Annotated in this window: 20 protein-coding genes; 13 read left to right on the forward strand and 7 right to left on the reverse strand. The window is 50.0% G+C overall.

The genetic code is table 11. The annotated features are described in order from the left end of the window. The first annotated feature begins 124 nt into the window (after nt 1–124). On the forward strand, nt 125–1,111 hold the full coding sequence (locus BLT51_RS06760; protein WP_091282672.1) for a TerC/Alx family metal homeostasis membrane protein: 987 nt from the start codon (nt 125–127) through the stop codon (nt 1,109–1,111). Between the two features lie 75 nt (nt 1,112–1,186). On the opposite strand, the gene BLT51_RS09510 is transcribed toward BLT51_RS06760, so the two are convergent. After that, complete coding sequence (locus tag BLT51_RS09510; protein WP_091281387.1) at nt 1,187–1,477, reverse strand: helix-turn-helix domain-containing protein; 291 nt, start codon at nt 1,475–1,477, stop codon at nt 1,187–1,189. A 704-nt stretch (nt 1,478–2,181) separates the two neighbouring features. Between BLT51_RS09510 and BLT51_RS06770 the strand changes: the two genes are divergently transcribed. Continuing rightward, the gene (locus tag BLT51_RS06770) at nt 2,182–3,801 is read left to right on the forward strand and encodes an ATP-binding cassette domain-containing protein (RefSeq protein ID WP_091281390.1); all 1,620 of its coding nucleotides are present in this window, start codon (nt 2,182–2,184) and stop codon (nt 3,799–3,801) included. A gap of 59 nt (nt 3,802–3,860) precedes the next feature. Here BLT51_RS06770 and BLT51_RS06775 read toward each other — a convergent pair whose 3' ends face one another. The 5 genes from BLT51_RS06775 to BLT51_RS06795 all read right to left on the reverse strand — a co-directional run bounded on the left by BLT51_RS06775 (nt 3,861) and on the right by BLT51_RS06795 (nt 8,716). Further along, entirely contained in the window at nt 3,861–4,505 is a 645-nt protein-coding gene (locus tag BLT51_RS06775; protein WP_091281393.1) for an ATP-binding cassette domain-containing protein, read from the reverse strand. A gap of 4 nt (nt 4,506–4,509) precedes the next feature. Further along, nucleotides 4,510–6,438: a hypothetical protein gene (locus tag BLT51_RS06780; protein ID WP_091281395.1), complete on the reverse strand. Its 1,929-nt coding sequence runs from the start codon at nt 6,436–6,438 to the stop codon at nt 4,510–4,512. Between the two features lie 26 nt (nt 6,439–6,464). Next, complete coding sequence (locus tag BLT51_RS06785; RefSeq protein WP_157672952.1) at nt 6,465–6,728, reverse strand: lactococcin 972 family bacteriocin; 264 nt, start codon at nt 6,726–6,728, stop codon at nt 6,465–6,467. A gap of 772 nt (nt 6,729–7,500) precedes the next feature. Next, a complete protein-coding gene (locus tag BLT51_RS06790; RefSeq protein WP_231943927.1) occupies nt 7,501–8,436 on the reverse strand; it encodes a bile acid:sodium symporter family protein in 936 nt (311 codons plus the stop codon). A 1-nt stretch (nt 8,437) separates the two neighbouring features. After that, nucleotides 8,438–8,716, reverse strand: coding sequence for a YciI family protein (locus BLT51_RS06795; RefSeq protein WP_091281402.1), 279 nt, complete (start codon nt 8,714–8,716; stop codon nt 8,438–8,440). 74 nt (nt 8,717–8,790) lie between these two features. On the opposite strand from BLT51_RS06795, the gene uvrA reads away from it, so the two are divergent. From uvrA to secG, 9 genes are all read left to right on the forward strand, one after another. Further along, nucleotides 8,791–11,658: an excinuclease ABC subunit UvrA gene (uvrA, locus tag BLT51_RS06800; protein ID WP_091282673.1), complete on the forward strand. Its 2,868-nt coding sequence runs from the start codon at nt 8,791–8,793 to the stop codon at nt 11,656–11,658. A 2-nt stretch (nt 11,659–11,660) separates the two neighbouring features. Further along, nucleotides 11,661–13,649: an excinuclease ABC subunit UvrC gene (gene uvrC / locus BLT51_RS06805; protein WP_091281404.1), complete on the forward strand. Its 1,989-nt coding sequence runs from the start codon at nt 11,661–11,663 to the stop codon at nt 13,647–13,649. A gap of 4 nt (nt 13,650–13,653) precedes the next feature. Further along, nucleotides 13,654–14,589: an RNase adapter RapZ gene (gene rapZ / locus BLT51_RS06810; RefSeq protein ID WP_091281406.1), complete on the forward strand. Its 936-nt coding sequence runs from the start codon at nt 13,654–13,656 to the stop codon at nt 14,587–14,589. Further along, complete coding sequence (locus BLT51_RS06815) at nt 14,589–15,548, forward strand: gluconeogenesis factor YvcK family protein (protein WP_091281409.1); 960 nt, start codon at nt 14,589–14,591, stop codon at nt 15,546–15,548. Before rapZ ends, BLT51_RS06815 begins: the two co-directional genes overlap by 1 nt. Nucleotides 15,549–15,621: 73 nt before the next feature. Then, nucleotides 15,622–16,647, forward strand: coding sequence for a DNA-binding protein WhiA (gene whiA, locus BLT51_RS06820; RefSeq protein WP_231943928.1), 1,026 nt, complete (start codon nt 15,622–15,624; stop codon nt 16,645–16,647). Between the two features lie 219 nt (nt 16,648–16,866). Next, the gene (gene gap / locus BLT51_RS06825; protein WP_091281415.1) at nt 16,867–17,874 is read left to right on the forward strand and encodes a type I glyceraldehyde-3-phosphate dehydrogenase; all 1,008 of its coding nucleotides are present in this window, start codon (nt 16,867–16,869) and stop codon (nt 17,872–17,874) included. 141 nt (nt 17,875–18,015) lie between these two features. Beyond that, nucleotides 18,016–19,209, forward strand: coding sequence for a phosphoglycerate kinase (locus BLT51_RS06830; protein ID WP_091281416.1), 1,194 nt, complete (start codon nt 18,016–18,018; stop codon nt 19,207–19,209). A gap of 5 nt (nt 19,210–19,214) precedes the next feature. After that, nucleotides 19,215–19,994, forward strand: coding sequence for a triose-phosphate isomerase (gene tpiA, locus BLT51_RS06835; RefSeq protein ID WP_091281418.1), 780 nt, complete (start codon nt 19,215–19,217; stop codon nt 19,992–19,994). 122 nt (nt 19,995–20,116) lie between these two features. After that, nucleotides 20,117–20,362 carry a preprotein translocase subunit SecG gene (gene secG / locus BLT51_RS06840; RefSeq protein ID WP_091281421.1) on the forward strand — a complete coding sequence of 82 codons (246 nt, stop codon included), beginning with the start codon at nt 20,117–20,119 and terminating at the stop codon, nt 20,360–20,362. Between the two features lie 114 nt (nt 20,363–20,476). Here secG and tkt read toward each other — a convergent pair whose 3' ends face one another. After that, nucleotides 20,477–22,552: a transketolase gene (tkt, locus tag BLT51_RS06845; RefSeq protein ID WP_172801360.1), complete on the reverse strand. Its 2,076-nt coding sequence runs from the start codon at nt 22,550–22,552 to the stop codon at nt 20,477–20,479. Nucleotides 22,553–22,650: 98 nt separating this feature from the next. Here tkt and xerD point away from each other — a divergent pair, with 98 nt between their 5' ends. Both xerD and BLT51_RS06855 read left to right on the forward strand, forming a co-directional pair. Continuing rightward, on the forward strand, nt 22,651–23,583 hold the full coding sequence (gene xerD, locus BLT51_RS06850; protein WP_231943929.1) for a site-specific tyrosine recombinase XerD: 933 nt from the start codon (nt 22,651–22,653) through the stop codon (nt 23,581–23,583). A gap of 20 nt (nt 23,584–23,603) precedes the next feature. Then, the gene (locus BLT51_RS06855; protein ID WP_091281432.1) at nt 23,604–24,458 is read left to right on the forward strand and encodes a ParA family protein; all 855 of its coding nucleotides are present in this window, start codon (nt 23,604–23,606) and stop codon (nt 24,456–24,458) included. The last annotated feature ends 8 nt before the right edge of the window (nt 24,459–24,466 follow it).

A 24,466-nucleotide genomic window follows, 5' to 3' on the forward strand; every position in this document is an offset into this window, starting at 1 on the left:
GAGGCCACATACTCTCATTAGAGATGGCGGGAAGAGACCTTCGGTCATGTTCTGAACCGAAAGGCTAACTTTGCTTAACTCTATGCTTGTAACTGTTGCAAACTCATCCAGCTCTGATGCAACGATGGTTGTTCATGCGTGGGAATGGGCAATTCTTGGATTGTTCGTCGTCGCGTTGATTCTTTTTGATCTCCTCGGACATGTGCGTAAAGCCCACGAACCAACTATTGGTGAAGCCTCACGCTGGACCGGAGTCTATGTTTCGCTTGCTGTACTTTTTGGCATAGCAACATACTTCCGCCATGGTGGCCGGTTCGCCACCGAATTCTTTGCAGGCTATATCACCGAGTATTCACTCTCGCTCGATAATATCTTTGTTTTCATTATCATCATCGCGGCATTTAAGGTACCTCGGAAATTCCAGCAAAAAGTGCTGATGTGGGGCATCATTATTGCCCTTGTGCTGCGATTTATCTTCATCATGATCGGTGCAGCCCTTGTTGAAAAATTCATCTGGGTATTCTTCGCTTTCGGTGTATGGATGATCTACACCGCAACCAAGCAGGTCTTGGACGGTTTACATGAAGCGCGTGACCGCAAAAATGGTGTTAAAGAAGATGATGAGTATAAACCGACTGCGCTGACGCGCTTCATTTCTCGGGTATTCCCTGTTACAGCTGGGTTCGTTGGCGATAAGCTATTCCATCGCGCACAGGGAAAAACGTTCCTTACCCCGCTACTTATTTGCATTATCTCCATTGGGACGATCGATTTGCTGTTCGCGCTTGATTCGATTCCGGCAATCTTCGGTTTGACGAAGGAGCCGTTCATCGTGTTCGCATCGAATGCGTTTGCGTTGCTCGGTTTGCGCCAGCTGTTCTTCCTGGTCGACGGCCTGCTCGATCGCCTTATCTACTTACACTACGGTTTGGCGGCAATCCTGGGATTCATCGGCTTGAAGCTTTTGCTCCACGCTTTCCACGGATACGATATGCTCACCGCAATCACTGAACCAACACCAGGCATGTCGGTAGGCATCATCCTAGGCATTATTATTGTGACCGTGGTGGCCTCCCTTATAGGAGCGCGCAAACTTCGGACCGAACAATAAGGGGCGGATTTTAGGAGTGGTTGCAACAGTCGTTGTTGATTAGTTCGATTATTCGTTCGGTTGGCTTGTCCTAGTCTAGTGTTTTGCGGGGACGGTCGTCGAATTCTTCGGTGTCTTTGGCTGTTTCAAACGCTGATGTGAGATGTGGTGAGCTCTATAAGGTTCATAGCTTCTGTTATCGGGTTTATTATTTGCTCGAACTTCACGGCTAATACTAAAAGGAGCACGACCCAGGCGTTGCGATATCTTCCGAATGCTCGCATTGTATTTGGCTATGTCAGCGATAATGATGCGTTCATCTTGGGAAAGGTAGCGACTGCTAAGAGGATTCGGCTTGTCCACGCCAAACACTACCAATCCGCACATATGGCTTCGTTACGGCCCGTTGAACGATTCTTGCTGTTACGCCAAACTTTGCCACTACGTTGTGAAACACCCACAGCTTTCATGGCCTGAGTGAAATTCATTCCTTCGTTCAGTAGGCGTATGTAATGTCCACGTCTCGTAATACACATCACTGAACGCGTCAGGTACTACACCTGTTGGTATGCCCACAACACCTGAAAATTCCTTTCCTAAGTCCGGTGTTGCAACAATCCCTAGAATCCGCCTTCCACCGATATCCCCAAACATGGGGCAATCTCGCTAATTGCTTTCCATTGAGTGCATGAACGATCATCGGCAAGACGGTCATTAACCATCCGCACCGCTTGATCCCTAAAATCTTGTGAATACTACTTCGGCATATCCTAATCTTCTCAAAACAGGAATGCCTAAAAGTGACAGCTTTAAGTTCATTCGCTCACAGTGAAGTTCACCCTAATCTTTGCCCTAGAAATAGTTAGTTCCAGTTCAGAATGCAATTCGAGGATAATCCTGCCCCAAAACTCATGACCGCCGGATTCCGAAAATGATAATAGGATTAGGTGGGGGCAACGATAGCTCTGGTAAAATGAAAAAGTTGATAATTATTAAGGCAGAATTTAGGAGTTTGTCGTTCCGATGACCATGTGATTTCCACTCAGTTTTACTGAGACGTATTCAAAAGTTTCTACGTTCTGGAGATCACTATGCCTTTAATTTATCTTGACACTATTTCTTTTTCTTACGGATCTCGTCGTGTACTTGATCGTGTGAGTCTTCATGTTGGCGACTGCGAACGAGCTTTCTTGGTTGGCCCAAATGGTAGTGGTAAGACAACACTGCTCAAGATCATCCAGGGAGACCTTCAGCCAGATATGGGAGAGGTTGTTTCTGGTGTTTCGAGACAGTTCGTGCCACATCCTGATGACGTCGATGGTACAGTAGCGGACTACTTTGATGCAGCCTTGGCTCCGCTCAAAGAGTTGTCTATACGCTTTGACCAGATCACCACCTCCTTGGTTGATGGAGGACATGCGTTCGAATCAGAGTATGACCAGCTCCTGGCAGAAATGACAGCACGCGATGTCTGGTCTCTCGATGCTCGTACATCCGAAATGTTAGCTGGCCTAGGACTCGACGGAATCGGAATGTCGTCGAATCGAGATATAACTTCATTGTCTCAAGGACAGCGTGCACGGTTGCGGCTGGCAGCATTGCTTCTGCTACGTCCTGACGTTTTGATTCTTGATGAGCCGACGAACCATCTTGACATTGAGACTATCGATTTTCTAACTAAAACTGTTAAGAACTGGCCTGGGCCGGTACTTATAGCTAGTCATGATAGAGCGTTTATTGAGGACGTTGCCACAGTCATTTATGACATGGATATTTCTGTGTGGAAAGAACTGGCAATAGCTGAAGGTATGGCCAATATTGAGGGGCTGGTACGCAATGCGGGAAACTATTCGGACTACCTTGATGCAAAGGAAACTGCTAGAGAGAAGTACCATCAGATTCACGGCTATCAACAAGCTCAAAAACGTCATCTACGGCAACACCGCCGAGAGAGTATGAAGATCGCGTCCGGCGGGGATCGCGTGCAAGATCCACCGATCCGGATGGCGAAGAAATTTTTTGCTGATCGAGCTGCAGCTACGTCGGTTAAACGTACGCGGAACGACGACGAACGACTCCAACGCTTGGAGCAACGCGAAGTGCGCAAACCGCGAAACTACCAATTGGAATTCCCAGCCCGAGAAGGCCATCTGGGCGTGGGAGTTGCGGTCTCGGTAAGGCAAGCATCTGCGGTTGAACGCCTTGCGCCACTAGATCTCGACCTCTCGAGAGGGGAACATCTGCTGGTCACTGGAACAAACGGGTCTGGGAAAACCACACTTCTATCCTGGATCGCTACAGGTGAACCGCCTTCAGGTACAGCCGTGAGCGGCTTTGTATCTCGGGACGGCTCTGTAGGTTTCGTGCCCCAGCGTCTGCCAATGGAAGGCGATCCCGGTTTAGAACATAATGTCTGGCGAAACGGTATCGGAGATCTTGGTAAGGGGATCTTGCACCCATCGATGTGGTCAATTCCGATCTCACAGCTATCTGCTGGGAATCAGCGCCGTGCGCAGATCGCGGTTGCTCTAGCAGGAAACCCTTCCGTGCTGATCATTGACGAGCCGACCAACTACCTTGATCTTGATACCATGCAGGCGCTGGAGTTAGCTCTCAGTAAATGGAACGGAACACTCGTCGTCGCAAGCCATGATCGCTGGTTGATCGAGCATTGGCAAGGACGTCGCATTCATCTTCAAACCTGCAAGTAGATGCGTGAAAGTCAAGGCCAATTATCATGGCAGTTGCGTCGAAGGAGACTCATGATGTACTAGACTGGTTGATAATTAACAAGGTCAACAAGTGAGGTGCATCGTTGAGAGAGTCTCATATCATGGGTGGAAATAATGACGAGCGTGCCTCGTTTTGCTTCGTGTACGAGAAGAGATTCAATTAATGTACGGTTTTCCTCATCAAGAGAGGCTGTTGGTTCGTCAGCGAAAATGACTGAGGATTGACGATATATTGATCGCGCAATCGCGACTCGACGTTGTTCACCTCCACTGAGCACTCGAGCTTTGTCATGAGCGCGTTCCGCTAGCCCTACTTTTTCAAGCGCTTCTAATCCAGCACGTTCAGACTGATGCCCTCCAAATAACGACTTTTTGAGTGTCACGTTGTAAAGAACGCTTTCGTCGTCGTCGATACCTGCATTTTGAATGACAAAAGAAGCCTGGTTACGCCAAAAAGCACTGATCTGGCGTCGGCTCCACTGGGTAGCCTCGGATCCATCGTAGAAGATAGAGCCACAGTGGGCAGGTATCAACAAGCCGAGAGTATTGAGCAGGGTAGTCTTTCCGCAACCACTCGGCCCAATAAGTCCCACAAGTTGTCCTTCACAGAACTCAAAGTTGATTCTCGATAGCAAGACGCGTTTTTCAACCCTGATTTCAAGATTTTCTGCTTTAAGTTTCATATCTCTAGTTCTTTCTTTGGCATACGCTCGCTAGCGCGATACGTGTTATCTGATAGCGAAGCACGATATCTATGGCAAGAAGAATCGCGCCGCATGCGGCGAGGAACAAGATTGGCATGTTCAAACTCATGGCGAAAGCGATTATTAAGGCGATCCCTATGCCAAGCCCAATGAACGCCATATCTAAAAGAATCCTAAAATGGACAAGCTGCCTAACGCTTGTCCCACCAATGTAACGAGGGAAAAAAGAACGCAAGCGCGCAGCGGCGTAAAGCTGCGCGCTAACGAACATACTAAATGCAGCAGTGAAAAGTAACGCACCTATAGAAATCAGGCTCACATAATAGCCTAGTTGCTGATCTTGTGCATACACCGTGATCGAATCCGCAGTACTGTCACTTGTCAGGTTAAGACCCAGCGAGGACGCTCGTGATATTAGTTCCTGAGGATCGTGAAATACTACGGATCCGAGAGTAGCCAGACTCATGATGGTCTCTGCAGGGAACGCAGTCTTTAAGTTTGGAACGAGTATCACTAATGGGTTGGGGGCAAGGGAGAAAATCCCCTGATTCGCCACTGCGATAGTGGAACCATTATTTTGGCAAGTGAAAAAACGTAACTGTGGTTTTGCTTGTCGCTCAATTAGAGTTACGTCCGTGGCAAGGTCCCGTGCTTGCCGGGCTTGAGCAGTATCAGTTATTTCACTGAAATGACACCCAGCAGGAATCTTCTCTAGTTCATCTAAGCTGCTAGGAGTAACAATCACGATTGATTCGTAACTACTTGCAGACAACTTGCCGACATCTTCAGGTGAAACGTATTGTCTCCGAAACAAAGACACGTGATTCTTCGCTTCCAGCTCGGAAGTCAGCTGGGCAAATGGAATAATGAATGGATCATAGTCGCGCTGCTCGTCCACGATCCCGCCAAAGCTCGCTGAATAATATTCAGGCAAATGTGATGCTTGCCGAGCAGCCTCCTGATTCTCACCAGAAACTAAATAGGCTCGGTACACAATAGGTAGTGATGCGAGAGCAAGCACAATCGATATAGCAGACATCGTAGCTCCGACCCACGAAAACGTGGCTACTAGCGAGCGTCGCTCGACCCAGTCGCGAAGTCTGGGGAAAGTTACATAGGAAATAGCCGTTATCGCAATTGTCGTGGCGATCAGGGCACTGATAAAAAGTACTGTAAGCGGAAGTATCATCTGAAAAGCAGATCTACCGATGATAATCACAGTGAGAGCGAAGCTAACCAGTATTGTCGCACCCATCGGTATTAATACCAACGAAACCAGCGTAGTACTATCGCCGTTGACAATGTGAGTTTTTGTCTGTCCCGCACTCAAGCGTACGATTCGCGAATCAGCTCGAGTAGTAAACCAGCCAAAAATGGTAGCAACAACCAAGAAAACAGTTACTGCCAAAACAAGGATAATACCTTGATAAGCCAAGGGGAGGAAGTAAGTCTGGAAGACTGTGAAGTTCTCCCATGTGTGGATAGCGCCAACGTTATTAAGCCAGGTTTTCAAACTGGCAATTTGTGTGGCATCGCCTTTAACAGCGTAGATGCCGCTACGCGATTGAGATGGTTGCTCTGAAGCCGGATACAAAGTACCTGTCTTGTTCGGGCGGAAAAAGTTGACCTTCTGTGCGGTAGAAGGCTGGTTGGCAGCTCGGGAGGTAATGGTTACCTCCCGAGTGCCAACCGTTCCGGACAGTTGCAAGAGCTCCACGCCGGTTTTTTGACCGATTTGCGCTAAGCCCTCATCAATCTGTGATATTGATAGGGGTGAGTGTCGAAAGTTGATGTAGCCAACATCGTCACTGTCCATAGGTAACATATTTTCCAGTTGCACTGCACGCAAAAATGCTAAGCATACGATCACAACACCGAGGAAAACTCCAACCCCACGAACGAGACGACGCATCAAAACAACACCACCTTATATGCTAGCTAGCGGGTAACTGTGCTGCCGTTAGCACCAGCTTTGAATGTGACGGACGAACCAGGGGTGCGCCACAACCATGTCGATGCGGTCTTTCCTGCGCTTGCTTCGGCGCGTTCATACTTACCGGAAGACGTTCCTACTGAAGTCCAGTGTCCAGCAGTCCCGTGATAAAAACTGGTCGACGCGTTTCCAGTTGCGTAGTTCGTACCATAGTACCAGTCACCACCAAGAATTGACTCTGCATATGCTACCGAACTACCAGTTAGCAAAAGCCCAGCGGTGAGTGCGATACTCGTCGCTACTTTTTTGTTCTCTTCTTCATTGAAGACTCCTAATAGTCACAAGCATGGAACTCCCATGCACGTCACATGATACATGTCTCACTGTATCTTGGCAATGCTTCGATTGGTGACAAGGCGGATAAATCGTGAGAGAGCGGTACTCGGCATGCCTATTAGGTTGAGAGGTTACGTTTTTATCGTATAGCCTAATAAACATAAGGGAAAGAACTTTTAGTTTTTGGTAGGGAAAAGAATTAAAGTCCACATTAAGTCTCTTTAAGTCTTTTTGAGAAAGAACGCATATTTTACATGGTTCATGCCGCCTTCAGAGGAGTAATGGATATATCCCTGTTCATTTGGATACTGAATAGTCACTGCAATAAATATGGTCGTGGGAGCCGCGGGGACTCTCAGTAGAATAGTCTTGTTATCTTCTATCCAGTGATTGCCACTAGAGGAGCTATATTCTTCGTAAGAGCAGTTTCCTTCAATAGGATTTCCATCTCTAAAGGATATGTGCCCACTGCTTGGTAACTGTATATGTAGGGGGCGTAGAAGTCTCAAAATCAGGTTAATCTCTGTATTTTCAACACGGATGACATGGGGAGAAGATTCGGCGAAGGAACGAGCTCCTTTTCTTCGCTCCTCCCAGAAATGAACCAACGATATTCCACAAGTGGTATCTCTTTGCCTTCTACTTTTAGCGACGGAGGATTAGGAGGGCTAGCCGACACTTTAGGTGGATAGAGTGATGCCGTATTCATAAGTGACTCCTGGATAGTTTGCGTGCGATAACCGCGCACACCATTAGCTGTAACTGGTGGAAAATAATTAACGGGATTCCGATCGTCCCAACGAGAGACGCAACGAATAAGGCATTGGCCATTGGTAGCCCAGTGGCCAATGATTTTTTCGAACCGCACATCAGTAGCACGATCCGATCTTTCCTGGCTAAGCCGAGTGATCCGAACCACGTCAGAGTCAGCATTAAAGCAAGGAACAATGCCAGCACGATCAGGAGGACAACCAGCGAATAGGCCGTGATAACGCTCCATGAGCCGTCGAGAGTCGCCACCGTCGTCGCCGTCAAAACCACGAGAATAATTGCGCCCGTATCGGTAGTCTTGGTCAAGTCACGCCGGGAGCGCATCCACGCACCAAACCAGGGTTGCAGAAGCTGCCCGGCGATAAACGGCAACAGCAGTTTGACAAGGATCGAGCCAAACCCGCCGGTATCTGCACCGGGAACACTCATGAAAACTGCAACTAAAACTGGAGTGATAAACATTCCGGCAATATTCGATAGGGTCGCAGCAGCGATTGCAGCACCAACATTACCGTTCGCGATAGACACAAATGTCACCGAAGATTGAACCGTAGACGGCAATAATGACAGGTAAAAAATCCCGCGAGCAAGTTCCGGACCGAGTAGGGGAGACGCAAGCGTCGCAACTCCCCAACCCTCCAACGGAAAAATCACGAACGTCGCAAGCAGAATCGAACCTTGCAGGCGGATATTAGCTAAACCGCTCAGAACCTCGCGAGTAGGCAACCGCATCCCATATAAGAGGAAAACGAGCGCAACTCCAATATCGGCAGCGATTCCAAACCCGTTTGCGACTTCACGTGAAAACGGAATAAACAATCCCGCGCAGAGCGCAAGAATTATCCCGATAATCAGCGGATCTTTGCGCACATTACGCCCACGGGCCGTAAATGACAGTCCACTCAGCTATCTCAACGTTGGCTAAGACGCCAGCTTTGTTGAACGGGTCATCTGCGAGTAGCTCCCGTGCCTTGTTCTCCGATTCGGCGTCGACGACGATCAATGCGCGTCCGCCCGCCATTGGACCGGAAGCCTTGAGAGCGCCCTTATCGAAGAGCATTTTTAAGAACTCACGGTGACGTGGACGTACCTCCGTCGTGAGAGCAGTTTGGGCTGGATCGTATGTATAAATAACAGCAAATGTACTCATGTGTACTATCTTACGTTGTGCTAACCGAAAACTGATATGGAAACGTGTCGGATGTGGTCGGTATTATCGTAGACGTGCATGATTCAATACATATTCAAGGTGCTAGAGAGCATAATCTTCGTAACGTCACGCTGGATATTCCGCGGGACAAGATGGTTGTGTTCACTGGCCTGTCGGGTTCTGGTAAGTCGTCCTTAGCATTCGATACTATTTTTGCCGAGGGCCAACGTCGCTACGTCGAGTCTTTATCAGCGTATGCTCGCCAGTTCTTAGGGCAGATGGATAAGCCTGCTGTTGATTTTATTGAAGGACTCTCACCGGCTGTTTCGATCGATCAGAAATCTACAAATCGTAATCCACGGTCTACCGTTGGAACGATTACCGAAGTATATGATTATTTGCGTTTACTCTATGCCCGTGCAGGTACGCAGTACTGTCCGGTCTGTAATGCGCTGATCGAAGCGCAGTCAGCCGAACAGATTGTCAACCGGCTGCTCGAAGAAGAAGATAAAACCCGGTTGCATATTTTGGCGCCAGTTGTTCGTGGCCGCAAGGGCGAACATCTTGAACTACTTAAACAGCTGCAAACTGATGGATATTCGCGTGCCCGCATTGACGGCACTGTTTATCGTTTAGATGAAGCACCAGCATTAGCTAAAACATATAAGCACGATATCGATGTCGTTGTAGACCGCTTAGCTATTCGCGATGGTATCCGTTCCCGACTGAATGACTCGGTAGAAAATGCGTTACGGTTAGCAAAAGGCGTTGCCGTCGTGGAATTTGTTGATCGCGATGCCGATGACCCAACTCGGGAACGGCGATTCTCTGAGCATCGTGCTTGCCCGAATGATCATCCGTTAGAACTAGAAGAAATAGAGCCCCGCACATTTTCATTTAATGCGCCCTATGGTGCCTGTCCCGAATGCGACGGCATTGGTTTCAAATTGCAAGTAGATCCGGACTTGGTTATCCCAGATGAGGACATTTCGATCGAGGACGGAGCAATCGTTCCATGGTCGGTTACGGCTTCAGCATCGGCACGTGACTACTATCAACGTCAGCTTGCTAGCCTGGCAGAAGATATGGGATTTGAGCTCTCTACACCCTGGAAGAAGCTTCCCAAAGCTGCAAAGGAAGCGATATTGCGGGGCCGGGATTTCAAAGTGAAAATGAAGTACCGGAACCGGTGGGGACGCGAAAAAGTCTACTCCTCGGGATTTGAAGGCGTCTTGAACTATGTCAAGCGCAAGCACAATGAGACTGAATCCGAGTGGTCTAAAGAGCGGTTTGCTGGCTTTATGCGGGAAGTTGCATGCCCTGTCTGCCATGGTGCACGTCTGCGCCCTGAGGTTTTAGCCGTACGAGTTGGAGAACTCAATATCGCCGAGCTCACGGACTTACCGATCGGTGAAGCTCTGGACTACGTTACACATATTGAGCTCTCGGAAAGATCCCAAAAAATTGCGGAACAAGTCTTGCGTGAGGTTATTGAACGGTTAACATTCCTGGTTTCTGTTGGGTTGGACTATCTAACACTATCTCGCGCTGCTGGTACCTTGTCTGGTGGTGAAGCTCAACGAATCCGGCTAGCTACCCAGATTGGCTCTGGGCTCGTTGGTGTACTGTATGTTCTCGACGAACCATCGATCGGGCTGCACCAGCGTGACAATGAAAAATTATTAGAAGCCTTGACTCGATTGCGCGATTTAGGCAATACCCTAATCGTGGTTGAGCACGACGAAGATACCATTCGGCAAGCAGATTGGCTCGTCGATATTGGACCAGGCGCAGGGGAGCACGGCGGTGAGATTGTGTTCTCTGGTGAGCCTGCAGATATTGTGAATGCGGAGCGTTCTATTACTGGTCAGTATTTAACAGGTAAACGCGTTATTGCAGTCCCGCAAGAACGGCGTAAGGTTGATAAAAAGCGCCAGATTACCGTTACCGGAGCACAGGAGAACAATCTTCAGAACGTGACGGTAAAGTTCCCAATTGGCGTGTTTACCGCGGTCACTGGGGTATCTGGGTCGGGCAAGTCATCGCTCGTCAACACAATTTTGTATAAAGTGTTGGCCAATCAGCTCAACCGCGCCCGGTCATTGCCTGGCCGGCACAAGAAAGTCACCGGTTTGGAAGAACTCGATAAGGTCGTGCACGTCGATCAGTCACCGATTGGGCGCTCGCCACGCTCGAATCCTGCTACATACACGGGCATGTGGGATCCGATCCGAAAGCTGTTCGCCGAAACGCAAGAAGCAAAGGTTCGCGGATACGGCCCGGGGCGTTTCTCCTTCAACGTCAAGGGCGGACGCTGCGAAGCTTGCTCTGGTGATGGCACGATTAAGATTGAGATGAACTTCTTGCCCGACGTCTACGTGCCATGCGAAGTTTGCCATGGTGCGCGCTATAACAGCGAAACTCTCCAGGTTCATTACAAAGGTAAGAACGTTGCCGAAGTCCTCGATATGACGATTTCCGAGGCACGTGAGTTCTTCGGTAATGTCACCCGTATAGCAAAATATCTCGACATGCTTGAGCTTGTCGGTTTGGGATACGTCAGGCTAGGTCAGCCGGCCACCACGCTTTCCGGCGGTGAAGCACAGCGCGTGAAGCTCGCATCCGAACTCCATCGTCGTTCAACCGGACGTACCGTCTACGTACTGGATGAGCCAACAACCGGGCTTCATTTCGAAGACGTGCGCAAACTCCTGAGCGTGTTGCAGTCGCTTACTGACAAGGGGAATACGGTTATTGTGATCGAGCACAATCTTGATGTCATCAAATCAGCAGATTGGGTTATTGATCTTGGTCCAGAAGGCGGAAAAGGCGGCGGTTTGGTGATTGCCGAAGGCACTCCAGAAGATGTTGCCGCGGTTCCCGAATCTCACACTGGTCGGTTCTTAAAACCGATCCTCGAATCGGCCACCTCTGAACGATAACAATGGCAGATCCACAGAGCTATCGACCAACGGATATCCCGGCTAACCCTGGGGTTTACCGTTTTATCGACGACGAAGGACGAGTTATTTACGTCGGTAAAGCATCGTCATTGCGTAACCGGCTCAGTAACTATTTCCAGGATCCCGCGCAGCTACATCCACGTACCCGGGCGATGGTGTTTACCGCCGTCGAGGTCAAATGGGTTGTCGTCGGCTCGGAAATCGAGGCGCTAACCCTCGAATACGCCTGGATTAAGGAATTCGCACCACGCTTCAACGTGATGTATCGCGACGATAAATCTTATCCGTATTTAGCCATCACGATGAGCGAACAGTTTCCACGTGTGCTTGTTACCCGTAACGCTCATCGGCGGAAAGACAAGTACTACGGTCCATACACGAAAGTCTGGGCCGTACGCGAAGCCCTCGATCTTCTCTTGCGTGTTTTCCCCATGCGTTCATGTACGAAAGGCGTTTTTAATAGTGCTCATCGAACGGGCCGTCCCTGCCTAAACGGCTACATAGACAAGTGCGCAGCTCCGTGTATTGGACGGATTAGCGAAACAGAGCACCGGCAAATTGCCAAGGATATGATCTCGTTCTTAGACGGCAGTGGCGAAAAACTGATTAAGCAAAAGACTGCTGAGATGAATCAAGCTGCCGCAGATTACGACTTCGAGCGCGCAGCAAGGTTACGAGATGACATCTCGGCTTTGACTACTGTTGCCGAACGCAACACTGTTGTTCTTGAGCATGATGTCGACGCCGATATTTTCGGTTTGGAGTTTGACGAGCTTGAGGCATCAGTTCAAGTGTTTTTCGTTCGTGGCGGGCGGATCCGTGGACAGCGCGGCTGGGTCACCACGGTAGAAGACCTCGGTGAGGCCGAGCTGTTGAATCAGCTGTTATTGCAAGTCTACGGCATGTATGCGGCGTCGCCGTCGTCGTCAAAACGTAGCCAAGCGCGGTCGGTGGACGACGTCGAACACACCGCAACAGATGCGATACCACGTGAGATTTGGGTACCGTCACAACCAACCGATAGTGAAGCACTCACGGCTTGGCTCAGCGAACTGCGTGGAGCTGGAGTGCGTATCCGGACTCCGCAACGCGGGCCCAAAGCACAACTAACTGAAACGGTTCATACCAATGCGGTCCAAGCGCTGCAACGGCATAAAATACAACGCGCTGGTGACATTACGGAACGTTCGCAGGCCCTCGAAGAGCTGCGAGATGGTCTGGAACTTGAGCGTGCTCCGTTACGGATCGAATGTTACGACATCTCGCATACTCAAGGGACCCACCAAGTCGGCTCAATGGTGGTTTTTGAAGATGCGTTAGCGAAAAAATCAGACTACCGGCATTTTATCGTGCGTGGTCCAGACGGTAACGGCGCCCGCGACGATACTGCCGCTATGGACGAAGTTTTACGACGCCGGCTCAGTCGCTTAACTGCTGGTGCACCGGCAGATGATGCCTCAGATGATGAGCCACTGACATCTGGTAACGATGTCACCGACAATAAGCCCCGCAGATTTGCTTACCGTCCTGATTTGATCGTAGTTGATGGTGGCTTGCCACAGGTCAATGCGGCTCAACGAGTAGTCGATGAACTCGGGGCAGACGTCATGATTATTGGGCTGGCAAAGCGACTCGAAGAAATCTGGATACCAGGGGAGGAGTTCCCGGTTATTTTGTCGCGTTCGTCGCCGGCTCTGCGACTGTTGCAATACTTGCGCGACGAGTCTCACCGTTTTGCGATTACTTTCCATCGCAAGAAACGAAGCAAGGCGATGACCAGATCGGCACTTGATGATGTGCCTGGCCTGGGACCGGCAAAGCAGAAAGCATTATTAAAACATTTTGGATCGCTTGCGAAGATTAAGGCAGCCTCACGAGAAGAATTACTTAGGGCACCGGGCATCGGCCCAGCTCTGGCTGATGCGTTGACCTCGCAACTAGCCAAAAATGATCAAGAACTGGCAGGATAGTGATATGGACAACATCAACGACACGGCAAATATTCCCCTTGGCATCATGATTGACGATGCCACAGCTAAGCTCCCGGTAGCTGAGATCCCAGAGATTCTTATTATCACTGGTATGTCTGGCGCAGGCCGCTCAAAAGCTGCTGCGACCCTGGAAGATCTTGGCTGGTATGTCGTTGACAACCTTCCTCCCCGGCTTCTGTCTGCTCTTGCGGGACTAGTGTCACCAACTTCCGGTGTAAGACGTCTGGCCGCTGTGGTTGACGTGCGTTCCCGGGAATTCTTTCAAGAACTTGAAGGCGTTATGGAAACACTTCAAGAACACTCAGTGGATTACCGTATTCTGTTTCTCGATGCTTCCGACCAAGCATTGATTCAACGCTACGAGTCAGTTCGCCGTCCACATCCGTTGCAAGGAGATGGCCGGTTGCTCGACGGCATCGCGCAAGAACGTGAAATACTTGCACCATTGCGCCGTCGTGCCGATACCCTTATCGATACCAGTGATCTCTCAGTTCACGATTTATCGCGCCAAATCCGGAAAGCTGTCGCATCTGTTTCGGATACTGACCCACACGTAACCGTCATGAGCTTCGGCTTCAAGTACGGCTTGCCGATGGATGCCGATCATGTGGCTGACGTACGCTTTTTGCCGAACCCTTATTGGGTAACTGAGTTGCGTAATTTAACCGGCCGTGATGCTCCAGTGCGTGATTTCGTTCTAGGTATTGATGGTGCCAAAGAGTTTGGGACAAAATATGTTGAGCTCATTCACCCAATTTTGGATGGGTATGTTCGTGAGCTGAAACCTTATGTCACGATCGCAATCGGATGCACTGGAGGCAAACACCGCTCCGTCGCTATGACAGAATTCGTATCCGAACAACTTCGTGCTCTCGGCCATTCGGTACGTACCATCCACCGCGATCTAGGACGTGAGTAATGGCAATATACAACGATGGCCCAACACGTGGGCCTAAAGTCGTTGCCCTAGGTGGTGGGCACGGCTTGTATGCAACGCTATCGGCGCTGCGTATTTTAACGCCACGCATTACTGCTGTGGTGACGGTTGCCGATGACGGTGGGTCGTCTGGTCGTATTCGTGAAGAAATGGATGTCCTACCTCCGGGAGATTTACGTATGGCGCTGGCCGCGCTGTGCGATGATACCGAGTGGGGACAAACGTGGCGAGATGTTTTACAGTATCGATTTGAGTCGGAAGGACCCCTGGGCGGGCACGCAGTCGGGAACTTACTCATTGTCGCTACCTGGCATCTGCTGCACGATCAGCTTGACGGACTTGATCTAGTAGGACGACTTTTAGGAATACACGGTCGCGTAGTGCCAATGTCTACTGCTCCACTGCAAATTGAAGCGGACGTTCGTGACGATTCGGGATTGACTACCTGCATTCGTGGACAAGCTGCAGTAGCAAAAGCTCATGCTTGTGTAGAACGTGTGGGGTTACTGCCGTCTAATCCACCTGCTCATCCGGCTGCACTGGAAGCGATCGAAGAAGCCGATTGGATCATTTTCGGTCCAGGATCTTGGTTTACTTCGATTATTCCGCATTTATTAGTGCCCGAAATATATTCGGCATTGTGCCGTACAAAGGCCAAAAAGATCTTGGTCATGAATCTCGCACCAGACGCTGAAACGCCGCACCTGCTGCCCAGCGAACTTATCGCATCTTTTAAGAAGTATGCGCCGGACTTCACGATTGACCGAGTTATCGTTGATCCGACTTCGGCGACCAGCGATACAGCGTTATCGTCACAAGCTTATGGATTAGGCGCAGAACCTTTTTATTATCACGTAGCGAAAAACGGCAATCCGGAAGTTCACGATCCGTTATTCCTAGCAACCGCTTTTCGTGAGGTTATTGATAGTTCTCCGCAATAGCTCCGCAGATAGTGGGTATGCTTGTACCATCAAAAAGTAAGTTTTACTAAGTGTAAAATGCCAGAATTTTTCAATGCTGTTAACGAAAGCAGGGAAGGCGGAACATATGCCAGCTTTGACAACGTTTGTAAAGGACGAAATCTCAGCAGTATATCCAACAAACTTGTCTGCCATGGTGGCTGAGCTATCTACAATGTTTCGGTTTGCTGGTGGTCTGCAGATTAATAGCGGAATTGTGTCTCTCCAAGCTGAGCTGACACACCCCGGTGCTACTCATCATCTCTCAGAGCTAGTGCGACGGGTGTACTCAATTGAGCCCGGTGTCGTAGCAATTAACAAGCCCATGCGACAGGGAAATACGTATTTATTGCGAGTTGTAAATGAGGGGGAGCGGCTAGCACGACGCGCCGGCCTCCTGGATCTTAGAGGTCGCCCAGTTCGTGGTTTAGCTCCACAGATTGTCGGTGGATCGAAAGCTGACGCAGCGGCCGCTTGGCGTGGTGCTTTCTTAGCACGAGGTACATTACTAGAGCCTGGCCGAAATGCTGCTTTAGAAGTTACCTGCCCATCGATGGAAGCGGCGTATGCGATTGGCGGCTTAGCGCGCCGTCTTGACGTGCCGTATCGAGCGCGCGAATCACGAGGTGCTTTCCGTGCAGATATTCGAGAAGGCGACGCTATTTCTACAATGCTCACGAGAATCGGTGCTCATGATGCTGTGCTGAAGTGGGAAGAACTACGCACTGAACGCGAGGTACATGGTCAAGCTAACCGGCTAGCTAATTTTGATGACGCAAATATGCGGCGCAGTGCTGATGCGGCAATCATAGCTGTCATTAGAGTAAAACGAGCATTTGAGATACTCGGTGATGATATTCCTGATAATCTGCGACAAGCCGGTGAATTTAGGATTAAGTATCCCGAAGATTCTTTGAATCTGCTTGGTGAACGACTAACACCACCAGCTACAAAAGATGCAGTAGCCGGGCGGCTGCGCCGCCTCAATACTATGGCAGATAAGCATGCTAGTGAATTAGGAATTCCTTCCACGATGGATGCCGTACGTGAGCAGACAGGTGTCACGGATCGCACACTCTGAGGCGGGCCCAAAGTCACTGGAATATCTACTATTCTGTGAAAACTTTCCAGAAATTTTCCCCTACGCGCGAAGTTACCTAGACAATAGGGGCAGAAAAACTTGTACAATAGAAAAGGATCGAACGCCACGTGTTTGAAAAGAAGGTGCGTTCGTGAGTCAGCGAGTACAGCTCGCTGAAAAATCTACAATGTGTACTTGTGTACACAAGGAGGATACGCAGTGACTATTCGCGTTGCTATTAACGGCTTTGGCCGTATTGGTCGTAACTTTATCCGCGCAGCATACAAGCGTGGAGCTAATTTTGAGGTTGTTGCAGTCAACGATTTGACCGACAACAAGACCCTCGCTCACCTACTTAAGCACGATTCAACTCTCGGCGCTTGGGACCACGAAGTTTCCCACGACGAGGATTCAATCGTTGTTGATGGTCGTAAGATCAAGGCTTTCGCAGAGCGCAACCCTGCTGATCTTCCATGGGGCGAACTCGACATCGACATCGTTATCGAGTCCACCGGTTTCTTCACCGACGCAACCAAGGCTAAGGCACACATCGAAGCTGGTGCTAAGAAGGTTATCATTTCCGCTCCAGCCAAGAACGAAGATGCTACCTTCGTCATGGGTGTTAACCACACCGATTACGATGCAGCAAAGCACAACATCATTTCGAACGCTTCCTGCACCACGAACTGCTTGGCTCCAGTAGCTAAGGTTCTTCAGGAGAAGTTCGGCATTGTCAAGGGTCTCATGACCACCGTTCACGCTTACACCGGTGATCAGCGCATCCTCGATGCTCCTCACTCGGATCTTCGTCGCGCACGCGCAGCTGCTATCAACATCGTTCCTACCAAGACCGGTGCCGCTGCTGCTGTTGCTCTCGTTCTCCCAGAGCTCAAGGGCAAGTTCGATGGTTTCGCAATGCGCGTTCCAGTCCCAACAGGTTCCGCTGTGGACTTGACCTTCGAGTCCGAGAAGTCTGATGTCACCGTTGAAGAAATCAACGCTGCTATCAAGGAAGCTGCTGAAGGCGAACTCAAGGGTATCCTCGCATACTCCGAAGAGCCACTCGTCTCCACCGACATCGTACACGATCCACACACCTCGATCTTCGATGCTGGCCTCACCAAGGTCATCGATGGTCAGGTCAAGATCATCTCTTGGTACGACAACGAATGGGGCTACTCCAACGCCCTCGTTTCCCTTGCCGAACTCGTTGCTTCCAAGTTCTGATTTCTCAAGAATTGATTGAGTAATGACTAGCGGGCCCGGGCATACGTGAGTGTGCCCGGGCCTTGCAGTTGCCATATCAGACCCTCGAATTTACAACCGATGTCCATTGCGACATCATCGATTCACCACAGAAGGACATTTATGAGGACTATTGACACGCTTGGCGATCTCGCCGGCAAGAAGGTTTTTGTGCGATCGGATTTCAACGTTCCGCTCGACGCCGATAAGAACATTACAGATGATGGCCGTATCAAGGCAGCGTTGCCTACAATTAAGCGTCTTGCTGATGCAGGTGCACGAGTTATCGTTGCTGCTCACCTCGGTCGTCCGAAGGGCAAAGTTAATCCTGATTTCTCGCTTGCTCCCGTAGCTAAGCGTCTCGGCGAGTTGCTGGGCAAGGACGTTGTACTCGCATCCGACACAATCGGCGAAAGTGCACATGCAGTTACCGCAGATATGGCGAATGGTGACGTCGTTCTTCTAGAGAATGTCCGTTTTGATCCTCGCGAGTCCTCTAAGGTCGACGCTGAACGCGAAGAGCTTGCTGCTGAATATGCAAAACTCGCTGATGCCTTCGTCTCCGATGGATTCGGCGTGGTACACCGCAAGCAAGCTTCGGTTTATGACATTGCTAAAGTCTTGCCGTCAGCAGCCGGCGAACTCGTTTTTAAGGAAATTGATTCGCTATCCAAGGCAACAGCAGAACCAGAGCGCCCATATACAGTCATTCTTGGTGGCGCTAAGGTCTCGGACAAGCTTGGCGTTATCGCTAACTTGCTGGAAAAAGCTGACCGCTTGATTATCGGTGGCGGAATGGCCTACACCTTCCTTAAAGCCAAAGGCTACGAAGTCGGCGCATCTCTTCTAGAAGAAGATCAAGTTGAAACAGCCAAGTCTTTCATCGATAAGGCTGCTGAAAAGGGTATCGAGTTCCTTCTGCCAATCGATACAATCGTCGCTCCAGAATTTAAGGCAGATGCTCCCGCAACTGTCGTTGCAGCTGACGCTATTCCGGCAGACAAGATGGGTCTAGATATCGGTCCGAAGACTGCGGATCTCTTCGCTAATGCCATTGCATCGTCGAAGACGGTAGCTTGGAACGGCCCAATGGGCGTTTTTGAGTTCGAAGCTTTCGCACAAGGTACAAAGGCTATTGCAGCTGCGCTAGAATCAGCAGCTGGCTTCACAATCGTTGGTGGCGGCGATTCTGCTGCTGCTGTTCGTCTCCTCGGTTTCGATGAGACAAAGTTTAACCATATTTCCACCGGCGGTGGCGCATCTCTCGAATACCTCGAGGGTAAAGAGCTACCTGGTATTGCAGTTCTGGAGGACTGATAATTATGACACGTACCCCAATTATGGCGGGCAACTGGAAGATGAACCTCGATCACCTCGAGGCAACCGCTCTGGTTCAGAAGCTTGGCTGGACACTCAACGATCTCAAGCACGATTTTTCGTCAGTTGAGTGTGTTGTTGTTCCACCATTTACCGATATCCGCTCCGTCCAGACTCTTGTTGAGGCAGAAAACTTCAAGATCACCTACGGCGCACAGGACGTTTCCATCAACGATGAAGGTGCTTTCACCGGTGAAATCTCAACCGGTATGCTGAACAAGCTTGGCGTCACATACGTCGTCGTTGGTCACTCCGAGCGACGCGAGTACCACGGTGAAACAAACGAATTGATCGGTCAGAAGGCTAAGAAGGTTCTTGATGCCGGTATGACCCCAATCGTGTGCTGCGGCGAAGCCCTCGAAGTTCGTAAAGAAGGCACGCACGTTGCCTACGTCCTCGGTCAGATTGAGGCCATGTTTGCAAAGCTCACTGCAGCAGAAGTAGCAAAACTTGTTGTTGCTTACGAGCCAATTTGGGCTATCGGCACCGGTGAAGTTGCAACGCCAGCCGATGCTCAGGAAGTGTGCGGTGCTATTCGCGGTAAGATTGCTGAGATGTTTGATGCCCCAACAGCTGAAGCTGTTCGTATCCAGTACGGTGGCTCAGTCAAGTCTTCGAACGTTGTTGAGATCATGGCACAGCCAGATGTTGACGGTGCACTTGTCGGCGGTGCTTCCCTCAGGGCAGAAGAATTTGCCAAGATTGTCACCTACAAGCAGGCATGATTTCGGCTTATACAGTTAAGTAGTCGTTTTCGTGACGAATCGCGCGGGTAAGAACTTTCATCTTACCCGCGCATTCTTGTATGCTGTAACAGGTACCTTATTCGTTAGAAAGAGTTCATATCGTGGCGATTCTCGAAATTATCATCACCGTTTTGCTGGTTATCTCCAGTCTATTGCTTATCGGCTCGATCCTTTTGCATAAAGGACGCGGCGGCGGTATCTCTGATATGTTTGGCGGTGGTATTTCAACCGCAATGCGTTCATCTGGAGTCGCCGAGAAAAATCTTAACCGAATCACAGTCATTGTGGCATTAGTGTGGATTACCTGTGTGATCTTGCTCGGCTTGATTACAAAAGTGAATTTCTAAAACCAGTATTTGCTTAATAGTTGGGGCTAGGCCAAAACTGACCTAGCCCCAACTATTGTTCCCAAGCTGTATGCGGGACTGAAAATTAATTAAATCAGTCCCGCACTGGACCTTTTAGTCTACCTGCGTTAGCGACTTCTTCGCTGCAGCTGCAATATTTTCTGGTGTCATCCCATATTCTTTCAAGAGGAAATTGCCGTTGGCAGATGCGCCGTAATGATCAATACCGACTGCCACGCCAGCATCACCAATAAGTGAACGCCAGCCGAATGTTGAGCCAGCTTCAACCGAGACACGAGCTTTTACACTGTGGGGGAGAACTGACTCACGATATTCAGAGTCTTCAGCCTCAAACCATTCAATACATGGCATAGATACAACACGAGCTCCAATACCTTCAGCAGCCAACAGCGAACGAGCTTCGAGGGCAACTGCTACTTCAGAACCGGTTGCGATCAAGATGACATCTACTTTTTCACTATCAGCCAGTACATATCCACCGCGCAAAACGCCTTCTGCAGAAGCGACTTCCTCGCGATCAAGAACCGGAAGGTTCTGACGAGATAGCACAATACCCGCTGGGTTGCTATCCCGCTCCAGAATTCCGCGCCATGCGTATGCTGTTTCATTCGCATCTGCGGGTCGAACAATGTCTAGACCAGGAATTGCACGATAGGACCACAAGTGCTCAATTGGCTGATGCGTTGGACCGTCCTCGCCGACCCCAACAGAGTCGTGTGTCCAAACAAAAATCGATGGCACATGCATGAGTGCTGCAAGGCGGACAGCGGGACGCATATAGTCAGAAAACACGAAGAAGGTTCCGCCGTATGGACGGGTTAAACCATGAAGAGAAATACCATTAAGGATGGCACCCATCGCGTGCTCACGAATACCGAAATGTAGGGTACGGCCATACTCGTTGCCGGCAAACAAACTGGATGAGCGACCAGCAGGCAGGAATGACGGTTCGCCAACCATAGTTGTGTTATTAGAACCAGCAAGATCGGCTGAACCACCCCACAGCTCAGGTAATACGTCTTTAATTGCCGTCAAGACCTTGCCGGAGGCAGCACGTGTCGCCATCGACGCACCCGCTTCGAATGACGGTAGCTTAGTCTCCCACCCCGATGGCAATTGACGCTTGAGCAAACGCTCAAGTAGTCTTGCATTTTCCGGATTTGATTCCTGCCACTGTGCGAAATCGTGGTCCCATCTTTCGTGTGCAGTTGCAGCTCGCTGCGCCGCGTTGGATCGTACGTATTCTAGGACCTCAGCAGGCATCTGGAAGTTTTCGTCCGGATCTAAACCAAGATTTTCTTTCAACCCACGGATCTCTGCTTCGCCCAAAGCAGAGCCATGTGAGGCTCCAGTATTTTGCTTGGTTGGGCTCGGCCACGCAATAATCGTTGATAGCTTAATAATGGAAGGACGGTCCGTTACATTTTGGGCTTGTACGATAGCTTTGTAAAGCGCATCAAGATCTTCCTTATAGTCTTTGCCCGGTTGCCGCCATTCCACGTGCTGGGTGTGCCAGCCGTATGCTTCGTAACGTGCCAATACGTCTTCACTTAAAGCAATGACTGTGTTATCTTCGATCGAAATCTGATTATCGTCAAAGAAAAGAATCAGATTCCCTAGTTTCTGGGTGCCAGCAAGCGAAGAGGCTTCTGATGTAATACCCTCTTCGAGGTCGCCTTCTCCACACACTGCGTAAACATAGTGGTCAAAGGGGCTTTCACCTTGCGCTGTATCCGGGTCCAATAAACCGCGTTCGCGTCGTGCAGCCATTGCCATACCGACAGCTGATGCAACCCCTTGCCCGAGTGGACCAGTAGTCATTTCGACGCCTGGCGTCCACCCATATTCCGGATGCCCTGGAGTCTTAGATTCATAGGTTCGCAAGGCTTCTAGGTCTGTCATTTCTAGACCATAACCCGAATAGAAAAGTTGAGTATAAAGAGTTAATGATGAGTGTCCGATCGATAACACAAACCGATCGCGACCAAGCCAATCTGGATCTTGCGGATCGTGGCGCATAACTTTCTGGAATAACATGTACGCCAACGGGGCAAGCGAAATCGCAGTTCCGGGGTGACCGTTACCGGCTTTCTGTACAGCATCAGCGGCAAGAACACGCCCATATCGCACGGCTTGCTCATCTAAGTCTGTCCATTTGAGTGATGTCATCTGACTCATCTTTCTCCTGTGAATTACCATTCATATATAGGATATATGTTTTTAGCGTGCCAGGGGCTTATGGTTGGTACCTATTTTTGGAGGCGAATGTGACCTTTTCTGACGAGTTCACGCGGGTGGTAGACAATTATCTTGCTCACTTGAGCGTCGAGCGCGCGCTCTCCAGCAATACTGTTGCCGCGTATCGCCGAGATTTAGGACTCTACCAGCAGCATTTGGAATCGCGTCAGGTAACGTCAATTGTCCATATTTGTCCTGAGGATTCCGCCTCTTTTGTTGAGTTTTTGCGCGATGGTAGTGCGGGCAAAGCCATGGCAACAACGTCGGTTGCCCGAATGGTGACCTCTATCCGTCGTTTTCATGCTTTTCTGGTTTCCGAAGGCATAACGACGACGGACCCGACTATTGACCTTCATCCACCCAAAATTGGAATGCGGTTACCCAAAGCAATCAGCGTTTCGGACATGCAACATTTACTTGACGTTGTGGCTTCCGCGACCGATCCGATTGGGCTTCGAGATCACGCGCTCCTAGAGATTCTGTACGGCACAGGTGCACGAATCTCAGAGGCTGTAGGCCTAGCTGCGGACGATATCGATCTGGATAACGCATCTATTCGACTTTTTGGCAAAGGACGCAAAGAACGAATTTTGCCATTGGGCAGATACGCAATAGACGCGATTGAGAGCTATCTTGTGCGAGGTCGGCCGTCGCTGGCCGCCCGTAGTTCCACCGGATCGTCGTCGTTATTCCTCAATAAACGCGGTAAGCCGTTGTCCCGGCAAAGCGCCTGGGGAATTATTCAACAGGTTGCCGAGGAAGCCCAGTTACCGCATATCACTCCGCACACGTTCCGGCATTCTTTCGCCACTCATCTGTTACAGGGCGGGGCAGATGTGCGCGTTGTTCAAGAGATGCTCGGGCATTCTTCGGTGACGACAACACAAATTTACACAATGGTGACGCGGGAGACACTGAAAGAAATCTATGCAACAGCCCATCCACGTGCATGGCACGAGTGATTTTCCGGTAGATTAGTACTGTGACTGCAGAACAACCATCATTGATCAATATCGGATCGGAACGGGATTTCCCTCTTCCGCAGGAATTGCATGCCCACGGCCCGGCACGGATTATTGCCATGTGCAACCAAAAAGGCGGAGTCGGCAAGACAACAACATCAATCAATCTTGCCGCGGCCCTAGCAGAATACGGCCGTAAAGTGCTGATAGTTGATTTTGACCCGCAAGGTGCAGCATCAGCTGGTTTGGGCGTGAATGCGATGGCGTTAGATCGCACGATCTACGATGAAATGGTCGCTACGAAGCCGGATATCACCCAAATTATTCACCATACTTCAACGCCTAATCTTGATGTGGCACCGGCAAATATCGAATTGTCAGCTGCGGAAATTCAGCTCATTAACGAGGTAGCACGCGAACAGTCTTTGATGCGAGTGTTGCGTCCTGTGATGGATGTTTATGATGTCATCATTGTAGACTGCCAACCGTCTCTTGGTTTGTTGACTGTTAACGCATTGACTGCAGCTCATGGCGTTATTATTCCGTTGGAAGCCGAGTATTTTGCGATGCGCGGTGTCGCTTTGCTTGTCGAGCAAATTGAACGAGTTCAAGACCGCTTGAATCCGCGATTGCATATCGACGGCGTCCTCCTCACTATGGTCGATACCCGAACTTTGCATGCGCGCGAAGTCATTTCGCTTATCAAGGAGCGCTTTGGAGACCAAGTGTTCGATACCATGATCGGCCGTACCGTGAAGTTCCCGGATGCGACGATCGCTGCCGAACCAATCACGACGTTTGCTCCTGGCCATGCTGGCGCGAAAGCGTACCTGCGGCTGGCACGTGAACTAATTTCTCGTGGCGGTAGCGCCTGATTAAACGC

Source organism: Arcanobacterium phocae (assembly GCF_900105865.1).
Taxonomy (GTDB): Bacteria; Actinomycetota; Actinomycetes; order Actinomycetales; family Actinomycetaceae; genus Arcanobacterium; species Arcanobacterium phocae.

What these genes read in the sequence shown, in the direction of transcription:
- rapZ (WP_091281406.1), top strand. Translation starts at nt 13,654, where the DNA reads ATGGACAACATCAACGACACGGCAAATATTCCCCTTGGCATCATGATT.
- whiA (WP_231943928.1), top strand. Translation starts at nt 15,622, where the DNA reads ATGCTGTTAACGAAAGCAGGGAAGGCGGAACATATGCCAGCTTTGACA.
- BLT51_RS06760 (WP_091282672.1), top strand. Translation starts at nt 125, where the DNA reads ATGGTTGTTCATGCGTGGGAATGGGCAATTCTTGGATTGTTCGTCGTC.
- uvrC (WP_091281404.1), top strand. Translation starts at nt 11,661, where the DNA reads ATGGCAGATCCACAGAGCTATCGACCAACGGATATCCCGGCTAACCCT.
- BLT51_RS06815 (WP_091281409.1), top strand. Translation starts at nt 14,589, where the DNA reads ATGGCAATATACAACGATGGCCCAACACGTGGGCCTAAAGTCGTTGCC.
- BLT51_RS06780 (WP_091281395.1), bottom strand. Translation starts at nt 6,438, where the DNA reads ATGCGTCGTCTCGTTCGTGGGGTTGGAGTTTTCCTCGGTGTTGTGATC.
- BLT51_RS09510 (WP_091281387.1), bottom strand. Translation starts at nt 1,477, where the DNA reads ATGTGCGGATTGGTAGTGTTTGGCGTGGACAAGCCGAATCCTCTTAGC.
- BLT51_RS06795 (WP_091281402.1), bottom strand. Translation starts at nt 8,716, where the DNA reads ATGAGTACATTTGCTGTTATTTATACATACGATCCAGCCCAAACTGCT.
- tkt (WP_172801360.1), bottom strand. Translation starts at nt 22,552, where the DNA reads ATGACATCACTCAAATGGACAGACTTAGATGAGCAAGCCGTGCGATAT.
- BLT51_RS06775 (WP_091281393.1), bottom strand. Translation starts at nt 4,505, where the DNA reads ATGAAACTTAAAGCAGAAAATCTTGAAATCAGGGTTGAAAAACGCGTC.
- BLT51_RS06830 (WP_091281416.1), top strand. Translation starts at nt 18,016, where the DNA reads ATGAGGACTATTGACACGCTTGGCGATCTCGCCGGCAAGAAGGTTTTT.
- tpiA (WP_091281418.1), top strand. Translation starts at nt 19,215, where the DNA reads ATGACACGTACCCCAATTATGGCGGGCAACTGGAAGATGAACCTCGAT.
- BLT51_RS06770 (WP_091281390.1), top strand. Translation starts at nt 2,182, where the DNA reads ATGCCTTTAATTTATCTTGACACTATTTCTTTTTCTTACGGATCTCGT.